A 15920-nucleotide genomic window follows, 5' to 3' on the forward strand; every position below is an offset into this window, starting at 1 on the left:
TCTTCGGGTAGCAACCTGGAGATTATCCATGCGCCCCATTCATCGTATCATGGCCGTGGCCGCGCTTGCTTCGGCCATCCCCACCATCGCCGTCGCAGCCGATCGGCAGGCGGCCTCAAGCATACCCGAGCCGGGCAACCCCGAAGCACGGCGCGAACGCTTCAACGAACAACAGGCCGCCGTCGCCCGCCAGCAACTTGCAGACAACGCCGCCAGCCAGCAGCGCTATGAGGCAGCCGTGGCTTCGGCGCAGATGCAGGCTGACCGTCAGGACTCAGCTTACGCCGATACCCTCAGGCAGCACGATACGGCGGTCGATACCTATCGTTCCGACCGCAAGGAATGGGAACGCACCAACCCCGCCTGCTGGAACGGCAGCGCCGCAGAGTGCCCCGCTGAGCCGCCTGTTCCCTCTCCCGGCAGATAAGCGACGAACCGCTCGCCGCAAGCGCTTTGCATCCGCGCTGCGGCGAGTGCATGGAGCCTCATCGGGTTTGATGGGGTTGGAATATCATGGGGCGCGTGGTTCGGTTCGGCATGCTGGTCGTGGCGTCGTGCTCGATGCCTGTGCTCGCGGACGATCCACGAGACCCGACGATGACCCCGCAAGCTATCGCCCGTGATCGAGCCGTCATCCAGCAACTCAACCGCCGTCAGGCGGAATACGTGCGCCAGCGTGACGCAGGCTACGCGCGGGGATGGCAGGATTACGAAGCCGCACGCGGCCGGACTTCGTCGGACGACGAAGATGAGTCAGCCGACTACACGGCGATGCGTCGCGACTATGCCGCCCAACGCCGTGAATACGAACAGGCAGTGCGCGACTGGAAGGCGGATGTAGCCGCCTGCCGCGCCGGATATTACGACCGCTGCGACAATCGGTGATCTGAAACGCAACGCTCAATCCCGGTCACATCAGCGCCGTCGCCAGATTGACGACAGCATGAACCGCGATGGACGCTGCGATCAGGATGCCGGCATATCTGATCGCACCTGAGTTGTCCGAAATCGCCTGCTTGTCCTCCGTCCGCTCAAGGCGAGCCGTGGCGGCGCGCATCAGGCGCGGTGCATCCGCCGAGAGGCGCGAGAGTTCGAGCAGCATTGCCTCCAGCCGGTCCGGACCCGCCAGCGTCTGAAGCCGTGATGCCAGCAGCCGCCCGCGCAGGGCGGTGAGCGCTTCGGACAAGTCGAAGTCCGGCGCGATACCGGCAAGAACGCCGTCCATCGTGACCATGGCCTTGAAGATCAGCACAAGGTCGGGCGGCAGCACCAGTCCTTCCTTGCGCAGCAGCGGGAAGAAATCCGCCACCATCGCGTTGAGCACCAGCGCTCCCGTCCCATGACGCGCGACCAGGCGCTCCGACGCGACCAGCAGGCGTTCGCGGGGCACCTCGCCCGCTTGCGACCACAAGCCCAGCATGTCGGCCACACCGCCCGGATCGTTGCCTCGCAATGAGAGGATGAACGTCAGGAACTCGTGCTGGCGACGGGGCGACACGAACCCCACGGAGCCGAGGTCGAGCAGGGCCAGACGGCCCCCTGCGCCGGTCTCCACCGGGGGGAGACACAGCAGGTTGCCGGGATGCGGATCGGCATGGAAGCGCCCGTTGACCAGCACCATCTCCAGCACCAGCCGCGCGCCGAGATCGGCGATGGACGACGGATCTATGCCCTTCGCCCGCAATGCCTCCGGATCGCGCGGGGGAACGCCCTCGACATAGTCCATCACCAGCACGCCCTCGCTCGTGTGCTGCCAGTGGATGCGAGGCACCACTACCTGTCGGATCGAGGCGAGGTCGGAGCGCAGAAGATCGGCGTTGCGACCCTCGTTGGTGAAATCGAGTTCGTCGAGAATCTCGCGGCCCAACTGCTCGATCATGGCGGACGGCATCATCCGGCGCACAGCAACGCTGCGCGCCTCGACCAGCGCGGCGAGATGGCGCAGCAGCCGCAGGTCGGCCTCCATGGCCTTGCGGATGCCGGGGCGGCGGATCTTGACGACTACCTGCGTCCCGTCGTGAAGTGTCGCGCGATGGACCTGCGCGATCGATGCCGCCGCCAGCGGTTCGGTATCGAAACTGGCGAACGCGGTTTCCGGCGGCTCGCCCAGCGCCGCCTCCACACTCGGACGCAGCGTGTCGAAAGCCAGCCGGGGAGCATCGCTCTGAAGCTGTTCGAAGGCTGCGATCCACTCGTCCGTCAGCATGTCGCGCCGCGTCGCGAGGATCTGGCCGAGCTTCACGTAAGTCGGCCCCAGTGCCTCCAGAGCCCGACGCGTCCGCGTCGGCAGGTCCGCATCCTCCCGCGCCTCGCCACCGAGCCCGAGCCGCGCGAGCAGCGAGTCCAGTCCAAAGCGGGCGATCACGGCGCTCACTTCGGCCATGCGCGCCCGGTCGCGTGCGGCGACGCTCACGGTTTCGAGGATTGTCGGCATCGCGGTTCCCTGGCTGCGAAAGGTATCGCAAAACCGGCGGAGTTGGGGTCAGGTTCCTGCCACGCTTGTGGAAAGCGCGCCGCCCCGCGTTGGAGCGCGCGACCGCCGGGGTTAGGCTCCTACAATGCCCGGCCTCATCCGCAGTGCAGTCGTCCTCGCCCTCGCCGCCGTTCTCGCGGCATGTGGCGGCGGCGTGAAGTATCGCCCCGTCAGCGATGTCCCGGTGCGCGTTGGCCCGCCCTACAAGGTGCGCGGAACGACCTATACTCCTGCCGCCCAGCCCGATTACGACATGCTCGGCTACGCGACATGGTATGGCTCGGAAAGCGGCAACCAGGTCGCCAATGGCGAGCGTTTCCGCCCCAAATGGATCACCGCCGCGCACAAGACGCTGCCCCTTCCCGCCTATGTCGAAGTGACTTCGCTCGACACCGGGCGGCGGATTCTCGTTCGCGTGAACGACCGCGGCCCATTCGGCGAAAGCGCGCGGATCATCGATCTCTCGCGCGGCGCTGCCGAACTTCTCGGCATGCGCACGCAGGGCAAGGCGGCAGTGCGTGTCCGCGTAGTCGAGCCTGCAGAGAAGGACCGGGCCGCTCTGCGCAAGGGAAAACCCGCTCGTTCGCTGCCGTCCGTCCCGCCACGCACGCTGTCGAACCTGCAGGATCAGTTCGCACGCGGCGTGGGTACGCGCTAGGCACGCGTCCGGGAACCCAGACCTGCTTTTCGGCGTTGCCTCTCCAGTAGGAGAGAGATCATGACCATCGGAGCCGAAATTCCCTTCCGCCGCAGCCGCTTCGCGCGGGAGACCGGATCGCTCATTTTCGACCGCCAGCGCGATGAGCATCGCCGCGAAGCCGACAGGCGCGAAGAGCCGATGCGCGTATGGTCAAAGGGGCGCTTCGTAGCGAGCTAAGCCGCTGAAAGGCCGAAACGGCGCCGCCTTGAAAAGCGGCGCCGTTCCTGTTCTCACATCTTGACGCGGATACCCGCATAAGCGGATCGGCCGGGGGTGCCGTAAGTCCGTACCACTTCGTAGTGCTCGTCGAACAGGTTTTCGACCCGCCCGTAGATTTCAACGTTGTCGGTCACCGCGAACGCACTGCGCAGTCCGACGACGACATTGCCGCCCACGTACTGGGTGTTGGCCGTATCGTCATAACGACCGCCGCCGACCCTCAGGTCCGCGCCCAGCTTGAGGCCAAGTTCCCAGACCTTGTCGATGCTCGCATACAGGTTGCTCTTCGGCCGACGGGCCAGAAGCGCACCGGTGATCTCGTTCGTGGCGTGGAGATACGTGTAGGCGAGGTTGACGTCGAAGCCCTGCCAGTTCGTCACCTGCATGCCCAGCTCGACGCCCTTGGCGCGCGCGCGACCTACGTTGTAGTAGTTCCAGTTCGCCAGGTCGTAGTCGATCAGGTTGCGGGTCTTGCGGTCGAAATAGGTCAGCGTGAAACGGCCCGTGCCCTCGGCAAACGGCTGCTCAAGCCCGACATCCCAGCTCTTGGAAGTCTCCGGATCGAGCGCCCGGAAGCCTGCGTTGGTGTAGAGCTGGTAGAGCGAGGGCGCCTTGAAACCCTCGCCGTAGCTGGCGCGCAAAACGGGCGCATCGACGCCGGTGCCGATGACCCACGCGCCATTGGCGGCCAGGGTCGTCTTGTGCCCGAAGTCCGAATTGTCGTCGTAACGCACACCGCCGTTCAGGGTGAGCCCGGCAAGCGGATGCAGTGTCAGGTTGCCGAACAGGCTGTCGATGCTGGTCGAGTCCTTCGATCCGTAATTGTCGTCGAACTTCTGCTTCTCGGTCTCGCCGCCGACGAGGATCGAGGCCATCTCGACCGGCGCGAAGCTGATCTGGCCTTCGAACCGCTCGGTGCGGCCATTGGTGGTGTAGGGGCCGAACACCGCGTCATCGGAAATGCGGCGGGTGTCGTTCAGGCCATAGCCGATCCGCGCGTTCAACCGGCCGTCGAGGCCAGCGTAACGCAGGTTCGCATAGCCCAGCGTATCGCGCTTCATGCCCAGGTTGAGCGCATCTGCGCCCGTGTTGTCGTAGTCGTAGTTCGCCTTGGTGTAGAACCCGCCGGCGTCCGCCGACAGTCCCGGCGCGAACTCGATCGAGGCGCGCGCGTTGGCGCTCTTGCTCTCGAAGCCGTCCTTCTCGGTAGCGCCGCGGCGTTCGTTGAAGGCGGAGAAACCGTCGCCTTTCAGCCAGTTTCCGCCCAGCGTCAGGCCCACCGGGCCGACCAGACCGGCCGCAGAGACGCTCGCCTGCCTGCGGTCGCGCCAGCCGTATTCGGCCTGGCCGCGCGCGGTCCATTCCTCGGTCGGTCGGGCGGTGATGAAGTTGATGACGCCGCCGATGGCGCGGCTGCCCCACAGCACGCCCGAGGATCCGCGCACGACCTCGACGCGGTCGAACTGGCGGATGGGCAGCGCGCCGAAATCGAAGCCGCCGCCGACGTCGCCGGGGTCGTTGATGCGCACGCCGTCGATCAGGACGAGGCTCTGCGCGTTCTCCGCACCGCGCACGAAGACGCTGGAAGGCTGGCCGAAACCGCCGGACTGGACGGTCGAAACGCCGGGAATGCGGGACAGAACGTCGGTTGCGGTGGTCGCCTGGACGCGCTCGATCTCGTCGCGGGTGACGACGCTGACGGACTGGCCTACCTGCGTGATCGGGGTCGGCTCGCGAGTGGCGGTGACGACGATCTGCTCGTCCGCCTCCGCCATCGCAGGCGTGCTCAGCACAAACGCGGAACTCAACAAAAACAGATACTTCATAGCACTTCCTCCGAACCTTGAACGTCTTTGCCGTTCGTGGCGGAGGCGTGCGCGTCTTCCTTCCGACGCGTCACACTCGCTGCATCCGGAACACCCCGTCCGGCTGCGGAACGACCGTCAACGGGCAGGTCTCCTGGCTCCCGGATCGTCGGCCCGCCTTCGCCTTCCCGGCCCGCTTTTCGCGGAGCCAGTGGCTTGGTGGAGGGGGCCTCCCCGGTCACAGTTGCGGGGGCAGCGCCGGCATTCGCAGCCGACTTCCCTCTTAGGCCCTTGCGGGCAACCCATGACGTGAAGGCGCGGATAACCGCGGCTTTCGGGCTTGGCAAGCGCCGCCGCGACTCACCCAATTTCTTAAGTCATTAGGCGTAGAGGGCGTTGCTGTGCCGCAACGGGACGGCCGCGAAAGACGCCGTGCGCCGCAGGAAAAGGCGGGTTACGGCGATCTTGCACAGATGCACTGAAAGGAACCTAGTGGCGCCTGAACCCTCCCCTGCCGGAACCGACGCCGCATTGGCGCGCCCGGTGGATTCGGGAGAGGAGCACTTCGAGCGTCCCCGCGATTTCGTCGCCCGCTACCCGCGCCGTTCGCGCGGCGTCGGCCATCGACCCGTCGTGCTTCGCCGCCGCTGGACCTTCGGCGTGACCGCGCTCGCCGCCGTCGCGCTGCCCGCCTTCGCCGCGCCCGAGGGATGGGACAGCTTCGCCATCGCCGACGCCACGCAGGCCGAAAGCGGGCCGCTGCCCATGCCGTTCGAGCAGAGCGGCGCCAGTTTTCCCGGATCGGCCTTCTACTACCTCGACACCGAGGTCCGCCCGCTTCAGGTCGGCGAGGGCATCCGTTCCGACGCCGACGACAGCGTGTCCGGCCCGCTCCCCACCGCGCGGCCGCTCTATGTCGACAATTCCGGCGTCGACCGTACCCGCGCGCTCCAGTGCATGACCGCCGCGATCTATTACGAAGCGGCGAGCGAGCCCGACGCCGGGCAGCGCGCGGTGGCACAGGTCGTGCTCAACCGCGTCGCGCACCCTGCCTATCCCAAGACCGTGTGCGGCGTGGTCTATCAGGGCTCGGAGCGATCGACCGGCTGCCAGTTCTCGTTCACCTGCGACGGATCGCTTGCCCGCCACCCGCAGCGCATGTTCTGGGAGCGGGCGGAGAACGTCGCCCGCGCGGCGCTGGCCGGGTACGTCTATGCGCCGGTCGGCCTCGCCACGCATTACCATACCGTCCAGGTGAATCCCTACTGGGCACCGAGCCTGCAGTACCTGAGCACCATCGGCGCGCACCGCTTTTACGCATTCCGGGGCGCAGCTGGCAGCGCGGCGACGTTCCGCTTCGCCTACCTCGGCGGCGAGCCGCTTGCCGCACCGCACCGTCACGACGACAGCGCCGACACCGCCGCTGCTGCCGCCGCGCTCGATCCGCTGGCGGTGCAGCGCGCCTTCGGCCTCGCCCAGCCCGCCAAGGCGGAGCCTGCCGCCGCGCAACCGGTCGCCGCGGCCACGCCCGCCCCCGCCTACTCCACCGAAGTGCAGGCGCGCGGCGGGGAAGCGCTCTACAAGGCGCAGAACCTCCCCGGATCTCAGGGGATCAAGGCCGAGTACGCCAACTCCGGCCGCTGGATCGCCAGCCCCTCGAACTGAACTCCCCCCGCTCGATAACCTAAATCGATTGCAGCGGAACACCCACGGGGTTCTCCCTAAGGGGTATCGTCAAGACTTGGGAAACCAAGTCCTTGCATGATGGCTTAGTGCCTTCCGGGCTAGACGGTCTATCCGTCGACATCAGATACTAAAGAGAGATCCCGCGCCCATGACCATCCGCTTCGCCGCCGCCATGAACGGGACGATGCCGGCCATTGCCGGAGTGCTCTGCACCGGCGCCCCTCTCGACGCCGCCAACGACAACGCTGCTCGCACGCGGCCCATGCTCTGCGCCGTATCGAACAGCCCGAACATCGCAATGGATGCCGGGATCGCCGAGGCACTCATGCACTTCGCCCGTCACGGCCTTTCGGCCGCCGACCGCGCGCGCATCGAGGCCGAAGCCGCCCATGAGCGCGGCGACGTGCCCGCGCGCACGCGCTGGCTGGGGATCTGCGGCCATCTCGACCGCCGCATGGCCGTCGCCGTGGCGCACCGCCTTCGCGGCTGAGGGCCGGGGCGGGTCGCTGCCCAACCTTTAATTACTCCCCCTATAGACGTCATCCCCGCCGAGGCGGGGATCCAACTCATGCCTGCTCGATAGGCACCCTCGGGAGATGGGTTCCCGCCTTCGCGGGAATGACGAGTAGGGATACGAGGCAAGCGGCACCACGGCAGAGCGGGTGCGCTTCGCCCCCTCGTCATTGCGAGCGGGGAAGCCGCGCGGCAATCCTGCGCGGCGCGGGCTGCGCTGGATTGCTTCGCTTCGCTCGCAATGACGACAAGGGATAGGCGATGACGAGATGGGCGGGCTGATCGCAATGGGACGAGCCGAGGAGGCCTATCCACCGGCCGATCCGCCGTCGCCGTTTCCCACTCCCCACATCCACCCCACCCGGATTCGCCGACCCAGACCGTGCTCGCGTTCCGACGAGTCGCACACAAGGGACTTGCGCCCGTCACAAGGGCGACCGATACCTTCGAATGACCGCGCCGGACCTTTCGAAACATTGCCGACAGGTGAACAAAGCGGCTAATTTCCGCCAATTTACCTAGCCTGTTGCAATTGCGAACTATTATCAAATAAAAGAGGGCCGAATAGACCCTTTGGCGGTTGCAATGGCCTGCCAAGGGGCGTAGGGCCGCGTTCGCAAACACCGGCACCTGCCATTTGCGGGATTAGCGCAGGCCGCCTTGAAGTCCGGAAAATCCCGCCCTCGGGAAGGACACGAACGGATCATGGCTCGTAAGAAGATTGCCCTTATCGGCGCCGGCAACATCGGCGGCACGCTGGCCCACCTCGCGGCGCAGAAGGAACTGGGCGACATCGTCCTGTTCGACGTCGCCGAAGGTCTCCCGCAGGGCAAGGCTCTCGACCTCTCGCAGTGCGGCCCGGTCGAAGGCTTCGACGCCAGCATCACCGGCACCAACGACTATGCCGACATCGCCGGCGCCGACGTCATCATCGTCACCGCCGGTGTCGCCCGCAAGCCCGGCATGAGCCGCGACGACCTGCTCGGCATCAACCTCAAGGTGATGAAGTCGGTCGGCGAAGGCATCGCCGCCAACGCACCCGACGCTTTCGTGATCTGCATCACCAACCCGCTCGACGCGATGGTCTGGGCGCTGCGTGAATTCTCAGGGCTCCCGCACAACAAGGTCGTCGGCATGGCCGGCGTTCTGGACTCGGCGCGCTTCTCGACCTTCCTCGCCTGGGAATTCGGCGTCTCGATCCGCGACGTGAACACCTTCGTGCTCGGCGGCCACGGCGACACCATGGTGCCGGTCGTGCAGTACTCGACCGTCAACGGCATCCCGGTTCCGGACCTCATCAAGCAGGGCCGCACCACCCAGGAAAAGATCGACGCGATCGTGCAGCGCACCCGTTCGGGCGGCGGCGAGATCGTCGGCCTGCTCAAGACCGGCTCGGCGTTCTACGCGCCTGCCGCCTCGGGCATTGCCATGGCCGAAGCCTACCTCAACGACCAGAAGCGCATCCTGCCCGTCGCGGCCTATGTCGATGGCCAGTACGGCGTTGACGGCCTCTACGTCGGCGTGCCCGCGGTGATCGGCGCCAACGGCGTCGAAGAGGTCATCGAGATCGCTCTGGACGACGAAGCCAAGGCCAACCTCCAGGTCTCGGTCGACGCGGTCAAGGAACTGCTGGTCGCCTGCAAGGGCATCGACGGCACGCTCGCCTAAGAGCTTCTAATACCCGCCCCTGCGCTGCCGGCCCGAGAGACACCCTCTCACAATGGCGGGTAGCGCAGGGGCAAAATAGTTTCTTGGAACCTCCCCGGCCTTCTCCGGCTGCTTCCACGATCAGGAACAGGAAAACCGATGTCGATCCTCGTTAACAAGAACACCAAGGTCATCACCCAGGGCATGACCGGCGCGACCGGCAGCTTCCACACGCAGGCCGCGCTCGACTACGGCACGCAGATGGTTGCGGGCGTGACCCCCGGCAAGGGCGGCCAGACCCACATCGGCCTGCCCCAGTTCAACTCGGTCCACGAAGCCAAGGCCGCCACCGGCGCCACCGCATCGTGCGTCTACGTGCCGCCGTTCGGCGCCGCCGACGCCATCCTCGAGGCGATCGACGCCGAGATGGAACTCATCATCTGCATCACCGAGGGCATCCCCGTCCTCGACATGGTGCCGGTGAAGCGCGCGCTCGTCGGTTCGAAGTCGCGCCTGATCGGCCCGAACTGCCCCGGCGTGCTGACCCCGAACGAGTGCAAGATCGGTATCATGCCGGGCAACATCTTCTCGCAGGGTTCGGTGGGTGTTGTTTCGCGCTCGGGCACGCTTACCTATGAAGCCGTGTTCCAGACCACCGCAGCCGGCCTCGGCCAGACCACCGCAGTCGGCATCGGCGGCGACCCGGTCAACGGCACCAACTTCATCGACATGCTCGAACTGTTCCTCGCCGACGACGCCACTACCTCGATCATCATGATCGGTGAAATCGGCGGCTCGGCCGAAGAAGAAGCGGCGCAGTTCCTCAAGGACGAAGCCAAGCGCGGCCGTCGCAAGCCGATGGCGGGCTTCATCGCCGGCCGCACGGCGCCTCCGGGCCGCCGCATGGGCCACGCCGGTGCGATCGTCTCGGGCGGCCAGGGCGGCGCCGAGGAAAAGATCGCGGCGATGGAAGAGGCCGGCATCAAGGTCTCGGCCAGCCCCTCGCTGCTTGGCGAGACGCTGGTGGAAGCCATCAAGGCTTTCGCCTGACAATACAGGTGCAACGGGGCGGCGCTTCTTCGGAACCGCGTCGCCCCGGGGCGCTTACCATGACGCGCATGGGGCATCCGGCCCCGGCGTGAGTACCTAGCGGACTAGCGGCCCTCCTCCCCGGAAACCCCGTCAGCCCGCCAAACTGAAAACGTCGGACAAGCCTGTCCGGGCGTGGCGATAGGTGATTCCTATGGGCGACGAGAGTTTCGATTTCACCCCGGACATGGGCCTCGACGAGCCCCAGGCCGGTCCCAGCTGGAAGCGCGGCAACTGGCCCCTCGTCGGCGGTGACGCCGAGGACGACTGGACGCAGGGGCTCGACCCCACCGTCCTGAAGGCCGAGATCAAGAAGGCGGCCGCGAAGAGCGGCGGCGCTCCGATCGATCAGGCCCGCATAGACGAAGCGGCGGCCGATGCAATCCGCGCGATGATGCTGATCCGCACGTATCGCGTGCGCGGTCATCTCGCGGCGGACCTCGACCCGCTGGGCCTCAACCAGCGCAAGCTTCCGGCTGACCTGACCCCCGAATACCACGGCTTCGCCGGCGCCGCGCAGGACCGCAAGGTCTACGTCGGCGGCGCGCTCGGCCTCGAGTGGACGACCGTTCGCGAGATCGTGCAGATCCTGCGCGCCAACTACTGCGGCAAGGTCGGCCTCGAGTACATGCACATCTCCGACACGGAGGAGCGTCGCTTCCTCCAGGACCGCATGGAAGGCGCGAACAAGGAGATCGAGTTCACGCCGGAAGGCAAGAAGGCGATCCTCCAGGCTGTCGTCCGCGGCGAGCAGTACGAGAAGTTCCTCGGCAAGAAGTACGTCGGCACCAAGCGCTTCGGCCTTGACGGCGGCGAGTCGATGATTCCCGCGCTCGAAGCCGTCATCAAGTACGGCGGCCAGCTCGGCGTGAAGGAAATCGTGTACGGCATGGCCCACCGCGGCCGCCTGAACGTCCTCGCGAACGTGATGGCCAAGCCCTACAAGGTGATCTTCCACGAATTCTCGGGCGGCACCGCCAACCCCGAGGACGTGGGCGGCTCGGGCGACGTGAAGTACCACCTCGGCACTTCGACCGACCGCGAGTTCGACGGCACCAAGGTCCACATGAGCCTGATGCCGAACCCGTCGCACCTCGAAACGGTCGACCCGGTCGTGCTCGGCAAGGTCCGCGCCTACCAGGCGATCGCGGACGACATCGGCGACGACGTCGGCCCGAACGCCAAGCACAAGCAGGTGCTTCCGGTCCTCATCCACGGTGACGCGGCCTTCGCCGGCCAGGGCATCATCTGGGAGTGCTTCGGCCTCTCGGGCGTGAAGGGCTACAACACCGGCGGCTGCGTCCACTTCATCATCAACAATCAGATCGGCTTCACGACGAGCCCGCAGTTCGCGCGCAACTCGCCGTATCCCTCGGACGTCGCCAAGGGCGTCCAGGCGCCGATCCTGCACGTCAACGGCGACGATCCGGCGGCCGTGACCTTCGCCTGCAAGCTGGCGATCGACTACCGCCAGACCTTCGGCCGCGACATCGTGATCGACATGTGGTGCTACCGCCGCTTCGGTCACAACGAGGGCGACGAGCCGGGCTTCACCCAGCCGCTGATGTATCAGAAGATCCGCCAGCACCCGCCGGTGTCGAAGATCTATTCCGACAAGCTGAAGTCCGAAGGCGTCATCGACGACACGTTCCTCACCCAGACCGAGGCGGCCTTCACCGCCCACCTGGAAGAGCAGTTCGAGGCGGCCAAGACCTACAAGTCGAACCAGGCCGACTGGTTCTCCGGCCAGTGGAGCGGCTTCCACAAGCCCGCCGACCCGGAGACCGCGCGCCGCAACGTCGACACGAAGATCGAGCCCAAGCTGTTCGAAAGCCTCGGCCGCACCCTGACGACCGTTCCCGTGGACCTCACCGTCCACAAGACGCTCGCCCGCGTGCTCGCAGCCAAGGAAGAGATGTTCAAGTCGGGCGAAGGCTTCGACTGGGCGACGGCGGAAGCGCTCGCCTTCGGCAGCCTCGTCTCGGAAGGCTACGGCGTTCGCCTGTCGGGCCAGGACTGCGGTCGCGGCACCTTCTCGCAGCGCCACGCGGTCTGGACCGACCAGACCGACGAGCACAAGTACGTGCCGCTGACCACGCTGCCGCATGGTCACTTCGAGGTGCTGGACTCGACGCTGTCGGAATACGGCGTGCTCGGTTTCGAGTACGGCTACGCCAGCGCCGACCCGAAGACCCTCGTCCTGTGGGAAGCGCAGTTCGGTGACTTCGCCAACGGCGCGCAGATCATCATCGACCAGTACGTCGCATCGGCGGAGTCCAAGTGGCTGCGCGCGAACGGCCTCGTCATGCTGCTGCCGCACGGTTACGAAGGCCAGGGCCCCGAGCACTCGTCGGCCCGTCTGGAGCGTTACCTGCAGCTCTGCGCGCAGGACAACATCCAGGTCTGCAACATCACCAGCCCGGCGAACTACTTCCACGTCCTGCGCCGGCAGATGCACCGTCCGTTCCGCAAGCCGCTCGTCATCATGACCCCCAAGTCGCTGCTGCGTCACCCGCTGGCGAAGTCGACGGCGAAGGAGTTCCTCGAAGGCGACTTCAAGCGCATCCTCTCCGATCCCAACGGTTCGGCGGACGAGGCGACGAAGAAGGTCGTGCTGTGCTCGGGCAAGGTCTTCTACGACCTGCTCGAAGCGCGCGACGCCGCCGAGATCGACGACACCCAGATCATCCGCCTCGAACAGCTCTACCCCTTCCCGGGCGAGCCGCTGGCCAAGCGTCTGTCGAAGATGCCGAACCTCGAGGAAATCGTCTGGTGCCAGGAAGAGCCCAAGAACAACGGTTCCTGGTTCTTCGTCGAGCCGCTGGTCGAGGAAGCCGCCAAGGCCGCGGGCGTTTCCGCCCCGCGTCCGCGCTATGCCGGTCGTTCCGCCTCGGCCTCGCCGGCCACCGGTCTCGCCAAGCGCCACACCGCCGAACAGGCGGCGCTGGTTGCCGACGCGCTGCATCTTTCCGTCCGTTCCGAACTCCGTCGCAAGCAGAAGGCTTGAGATAAATCATGACCACCGAAGTCAAGGTCCCCGTCCTTGGGGAATCCGTCGCCGAAGCCACCATCGGCCAGTGGCTGAAGCAGCCCGGCGAAGCCGTTGCCGCTGACGAGCCCATCGCCAGCCTCGAGACCGACAAGGTCGCGATCGACGTCATGGCGCCCCACGCGGGCGTCATGGGCCAGCAGATCGCCAAGGAAGGCGACACCGTCACCGTCGGCGCGCTGATCGCGACGATCGAGGCCGGTTCGGGCGCCCCTGCGGCAGCTCCGGCCGCTGCCCCGGCAGCAGCCACCCCGGCTCCGGCCGCCGCCGTCGCCCCGGCCCCTTCGTCCGCTCCGGCGGCTGAGGAAGCCTCGGCCGGTTCGTCGGTCCTGTCGCCGGCCGTGCGCCGCGCGATCCTGGAGCACGGCATCGACCCCGCGTCGATCAAGGGCACCGGCAAGGACGGCCGCATCACCAAGGACGACGTCCTCGAAGCCGCCAAGAACAAGCCCGCTGCCTCGGCACCTGCCGCGTCGGTTCCGGCTGCCGCTGCCGCCCCGGCCGCGCGCGGTGAAGAGCGCGTGAAGATGACGCGTCTGCGCCAGACGATCGCCAAGCGCCTGAAGTCCGCGCAGGACAACGCCGCCCTGCTCACCACCTTCAACGACGTCGACATGTCGGCCGTCATCGAAGCGCGTGAGAAGTACAAGGACGTCTTCCAGAAGAAGCACGGCATCAAGCTCGGCTTCATGTCGTTCTTCGCCAAGGCTTCGGTCCTGGCGCTCAAGGACATCCCGGCGGTCAACGCGCAGATCGACGGCGACCAGATCGTCTACCACGACTACGTCGACATCTCGATCGCCGTCTCGGCCCCGAACGGCCTCGTCGTTCCGGTCGTCAAGGACTGCGACAAGCTGGGCTTCGCCGGCATCGAGAAGGCCATCGCCGAATTCGGCAAGAAGGCCAAGGAAGGCACGCTGACCATGGCCGACATGGCCGGCGGCACCTTCACCATCTCGAACGGCGGCGTGTTCGGTGGCCTGATGTCCACCCCGATCATCAACCCGCCGCAGTCGGCGGTGCTGGGCCTCCACCGCATCGAGGACCGCGCGGTCGTCCGCAACGGCGAGATCGTCATCCGCCCGATGATGTACATCGCGCTGTCCTACGATCACCGCCTGATCGACGGTCGCGAGGCGGTCACCGCGCTCAAGACCATCAAGGAAGCGATCGAGGATCCCACGCGTCTCCTGATCGACCTCTGAGGTTGCACCCCACTCCGCTCGCCCTTCGACAAGCTCAGGGTGAGCGGAGTGGGGAAGAATTCACTTGAATAAGAAATCCGCTCAGGCTGAGCTTGTCGAAGCCCGCCCAAGCGTGACGAAAGGCCAATGAACCATGGCTGATTACGACTACGACGTCCTTGTCATCGGTGCCGGCCCCGGCGGTTATGTCGCGGCGATCCGCGCGGCGCAGCTGGGCCTGAAGACCGCCTGCGCCGAAGGGCGCGAGACGCTGGGCGGCACCTGCCTCAACGTGGGCTGCATCCCCTCCAAGGCCCTGCTGCATGCATCGGAATACTTCGAGGCGGCCAAGGAAGGCGGCTCGATGGCCAAGATGGGCATCAAGGTCACTCCTGAACTGGACCTCGACACCATGCAGGGCCAGCGCCTCGACGCGGTCAAGGGCCTGACCGGCGGCATCGAGTTCCTGTTCAAGAAGAACAAGATCGACTGGCTGAAGGGCTACGCCCAGTTCAAGGACGCACACAGCGTCGAGGTTGCGGGCAAGACCGTGACCGCCAAGAACATCGTCATCGCCACCGGCTCGTCGGTCACGCCGCTTCCGGGCGTCGAGATCGACAACGCGGGCGGCGTGGTCGTGGACTCGACCGGCGCGCTGGAACTGACCTCGGTGCCGAAGAAGATGGTCGTCATCGGCGGCGGCGTGATCGGTCTGGAGCTTGGCTCGGTGTGGCGTCGCCTTGGTGCGGAAGTCACCGTGGTCGAATTCCTCGACCAGCTGCTCCCCGGCATGGACGGCGACGTCCGCAAGGAAGCCGCCAAGATCTTCAAGAAGCAGGGCATGACCCTCAAGCTCGGCACCAAGGTCACCGGCGTGACCGTGGAAGGCAAGAGCGCCAAGGTCACCGTCGAGCCCGCCAAGGGCGGTGACGCCGAAGTGATCGAGGCCGATGTGGTCCTCGTCTCGATCGGTCGTCGTCCGAACACCGAGGGCCTCGGCCTCGACAAGATCGGCCTCGAACTGAACCAGCGTGCGCAGATCGAGACCGACCACGACTTCGCCACCAAGGTGGACGGCGTCTGGGCCATCGGCGACGTGATCCCCGGCCCGATGCTCGCCCACAAGGCCGAGGACGAAGGCATCGCCGTCGCCGAGAACATCGCGGGCTTGACCGGCATCGTGAACCATGACGTGATCCCGGGCGTGGTCTACACGCAGCCGGAATTCGCGGGCGTGGGCCTCACCGAGGAAGCCGCCAAGGAGCGCGGCGCCGTCAAGGTCGGCAAGTTCCCGATGCTGGCGAACTCGCGCGCCAAGACCAACCACGAGCCCGACGGTTTCGTGAAGGTCATCGCCGATGCCGAGACCGACCGCGTGCTCGGCGTGTGGTGCATCGCCTCGGTGGCGGGCACCATGATCGCGCAGGCCGCGCAGGCCATGGAATTCGGCGCGACCAGCGAAGACATCGCCTACACCTGCCATGCGCACCCGACGCACTCGGAAGCGATCAAGGAAGCGGCGATGGCAGTCACCGGCAAGCCGATCCACATCTGA

Annotated in this window: 13 protein-coding genes and 1 riboswitch; of the genes, 11 read left to right on the forward strand and 2 right to left on the reverse strand. The window is 66.4% G+C overall.

What is annotated here, in order from left to right; all coding sequences use genetic code 11:
* Window positions 1-28 precede the first annotated feature (28 nt).
* Together LO787_RS04955 and LO787_RS04960 are read left to right on the forward strand one after the other, a co-directional pair.
* Window positions 29-427, forward strand: a complete 399-nt coding sequence (locus LO787_RS04955) for a hypothetical protein (protein WP_232494740.1) — start codon at window positions 29-31, stop codon at window positions 425-427.
* An 86-nt stretch (window positions 428-513) separates the two neighbouring features.
* Window positions 514-885, forward strand: coding sequence for a hypothetical protein (locus tag LO787_RS04960; RefSeq protein ID WP_232494741.1), 372 nt, complete (start codon window positions 514-516; stop codon window positions 883-885).
* A gap of 25 nt (window positions 886-910) precedes the next feature.
* On the opposite strand, the gene LO787_RS04965 is transcribed toward LO787_RS04960, so the two are convergent.
* A complete protein-coding gene (locus LO787_RS04965) occupies window positions 911-2434 on the reverse strand; it encodes an ABC1 kinase family protein (RefSeq protein ID WP_232494742.1) in 1524 nt (507 codons plus the stop codon).
* A gap of 124 nt (window positions 2435-2558) precedes the next feature.
* Between LO787_RS04965 and LO787_RS04970 the strand changes: the two genes are divergently transcribed.
* Both LO787_RS04970 and LO787_RS04975 read left to right on the forward strand, forming a co-directional pair.
* On the forward strand, window positions 2559-3131 hold the full coding sequence (locus LO787_RS04970) for a septal ring lytic transglycosylase RlpA family protein (RefSeq protein ID WP_232494743.1): 573 nt from the start codon (window positions 2559-2561) through the stop codon (window positions 3129-3131).
* Between the two features lie 60 nt (window positions 3132-3191).
* A complete protein-coding gene (locus LO787_RS04975; protein ID WP_232494744.1) occupies window positions 3192-3350 on the forward strand; it encodes a hypothetical protein in 159 nt (52 codons plus the stop codon).
* A gap of 53 nt (window positions 3351-3403) precedes the next feature.
* Here the strand turns inward: LO787_RS04975 and LO787_RS04980 are convergent, their stop codons facing one another.
* Window positions 3404-5200, reverse strand: a complete 1797-nt coding sequence (locus LO787_RS04980; RefSeq protein WP_232494745.1) for a TonB-dependent receptor domain-containing protein — start codon at window positions 5198-5200, stop codon at window positions 3404-3406.
* A 124-nt stretch (window positions 5201-5324) separates the two neighbouring features.
* Window positions 5325-5518, reverse strand: a riboswitch (cobalamin riboswitch).
* A gap of 171 nt (window positions 5519-5689) precedes the next feature.
* Here LO787_RS04980 and LO787_RS04985 point away from each other — a divergent pair.
* The 7 genes from LO787_RS04985 to lpdA all read left to right on the forward strand — a co-directional run bounded on the left by LO787_RS04985 (window position 5690) and on the right by lpdA (window position 15920).
* Window positions 5690-6862, forward strand: coding sequence for a cell wall hydrolase (locus LO787_RS04985; protein WP_232494746.1), 1173 nt, complete (start codon window positions 5690-5692; stop codon window positions 6860-6862).
* Between the two features lie 169 nt (window positions 6863-7031).
* Window positions 7032-7373 (forward strand): hypothetical protein, encoded by a 342-nt coding sequence (locus LO787_RS04990; protein WP_232494747.1) that lies wholly within the window; start codon window positions 7032-7034, stop codon window positions 7371-7373.
* Window positions 7374-8101: 728 nt separating this feature from the next.
* Complete coding sequence (gene mdh / locus LO787_RS04995; RefSeq protein ID WP_232494748.1) at window positions 8102-9064, forward strand: malate dehydrogenase; 963 nt, start codon at window positions 8102-8104, stop codon at window positions 9062-9064.
* 138 nt (window positions 9065-9202) lie between these two features.
* Window positions 9203-10093 carry a succinate--CoA ligase subunit alpha gene (gene sucD, locus LO787_RS05000; RefSeq protein WP_232494749.1) on the forward strand — a complete coding sequence of 297 codons (891 nt, stop codon included), beginning with the start codon at window positions 9203-9205 and terminating at the stop codon, window positions 10091-10093.
* A 193-nt stretch (window positions 10094-10286) separates the two neighbouring features.
* Window positions 10287-13139 carry a 2-oxoglutarate dehydrogenase E1 component gene (locus tag LO787_RS05005; protein ID WP_232494750.1) on the forward strand — a complete coding sequence of 951 codons (2853 nt, stop codon included), beginning with the start codon at window positions 10287-10289 and terminating at the stop codon, window positions 13137-13139.
* Window positions 13140-13147: 8 nt separating this feature from the next.
* Window positions 13148-14386, forward strand: a complete 1239-nt coding sequence (gene odhB, locus LO787_RS05010; protein WP_232494751.1) for a 2-oxoglutarate dehydrogenase complex dihydrolipoyllysine-residue succinyltransferase — start codon at window positions 13148-13150, stop codon at window positions 14384-14386.
* Between the two features lie 133 nt (window positions 14387-14519).
* Window positions 14520-15920 (forward strand): dihydrolipoyl dehydrogenase, encoded by a 1401-nt coding sequence (gene lpdA, locus LO787_RS05015; RefSeq protein ID WP_232494752.1) that lies wholly within the window; start codon window positions 14520-14522, stop codon window positions 15918-15920.

The sequence above is a fragment of the Novosphingobium kaempferiae genome (assembly GCF_021227995.1).
Taxonomy (GTDB): Bacteria; Pseudomonadota; Alphaproteobacteria; order Sphingomonadales; family Sphingomonadaceae; genus Novosphingobium; species Novosphingobium kaempferiae.

Coding starts and splice junctions, on each gene's coding strand:
- LO787_RS04955 (WP_232494740.1), top strand. CDS start 29: ATGCGCCCCATTCATCGTATCATGGCCGTGGCCGCGCTTGCTTCGGCC.
- LO787_RS04960 (WP_232494741.1), top strand. CDS start 514: ATGGGGCGCGTGGTTCGGTTCGGCATGCTGGTCGTGGCGTCGTGCTCG.
- LO787_RS04965 (WP_232494742.1), bottom strand. CDS start 2,434: ATGCCGACAATCCTCGAAACCGTGAGCGTCGCCGCACGCGACCGGGCG.
- LO787_RS04970 (WP_232494743.1), top strand. CDS start 2,559: ATGCCCGGCCTCATCCGCAGTGCAGTCGTCCTCGCCCTCGCCGCCGTT.
- LO787_RS04975 (WP_232494744.1), top strand. CDS start 3,192: ATGACCATCGGAGCCGAAATTCCCTTCCGCCGCAGCCGCTTCGCGCGG.
- LO787_RS04990 (WP_232494747.1), top strand. CDS start 7,032: ATGACCATCCGCTTCGCCGCCGCCATGAACGGGACGATGCCGGCCATT.
- mdh (WP_232494748.1), top strand. CDS start 8,102: ATGGCTCGTAAGAAGATTGCCCTTATCGGCGCCGGCAACATCGGCGGC.
- sucD (WP_232494749.1), top strand. CDS start 9,203: ATGTCGATCCTCGTTAACAAGAACACCAAGGTCATCACCCAGGGCATG.
- LO787_RS05005 (WP_232494750.1), top strand. CDS start 10,287: ATGGGCGACGAGAGTTTCGATTTCACCCCGGACATGGGCCTCGACGAG.
- odhB (WP_232494751.1), top strand. CDS start 13,148: ATGACCACCGAAGTCAAGGTCCCCGTCCTTGGGGAATCCGTCGCCGAA.
- lpdA (WP_232494752.1), top strand. CDS start 14,520: ATGGCTGATTACGACTACGACGTCCTTGTCATCGGTGCCGGCCCCGGC.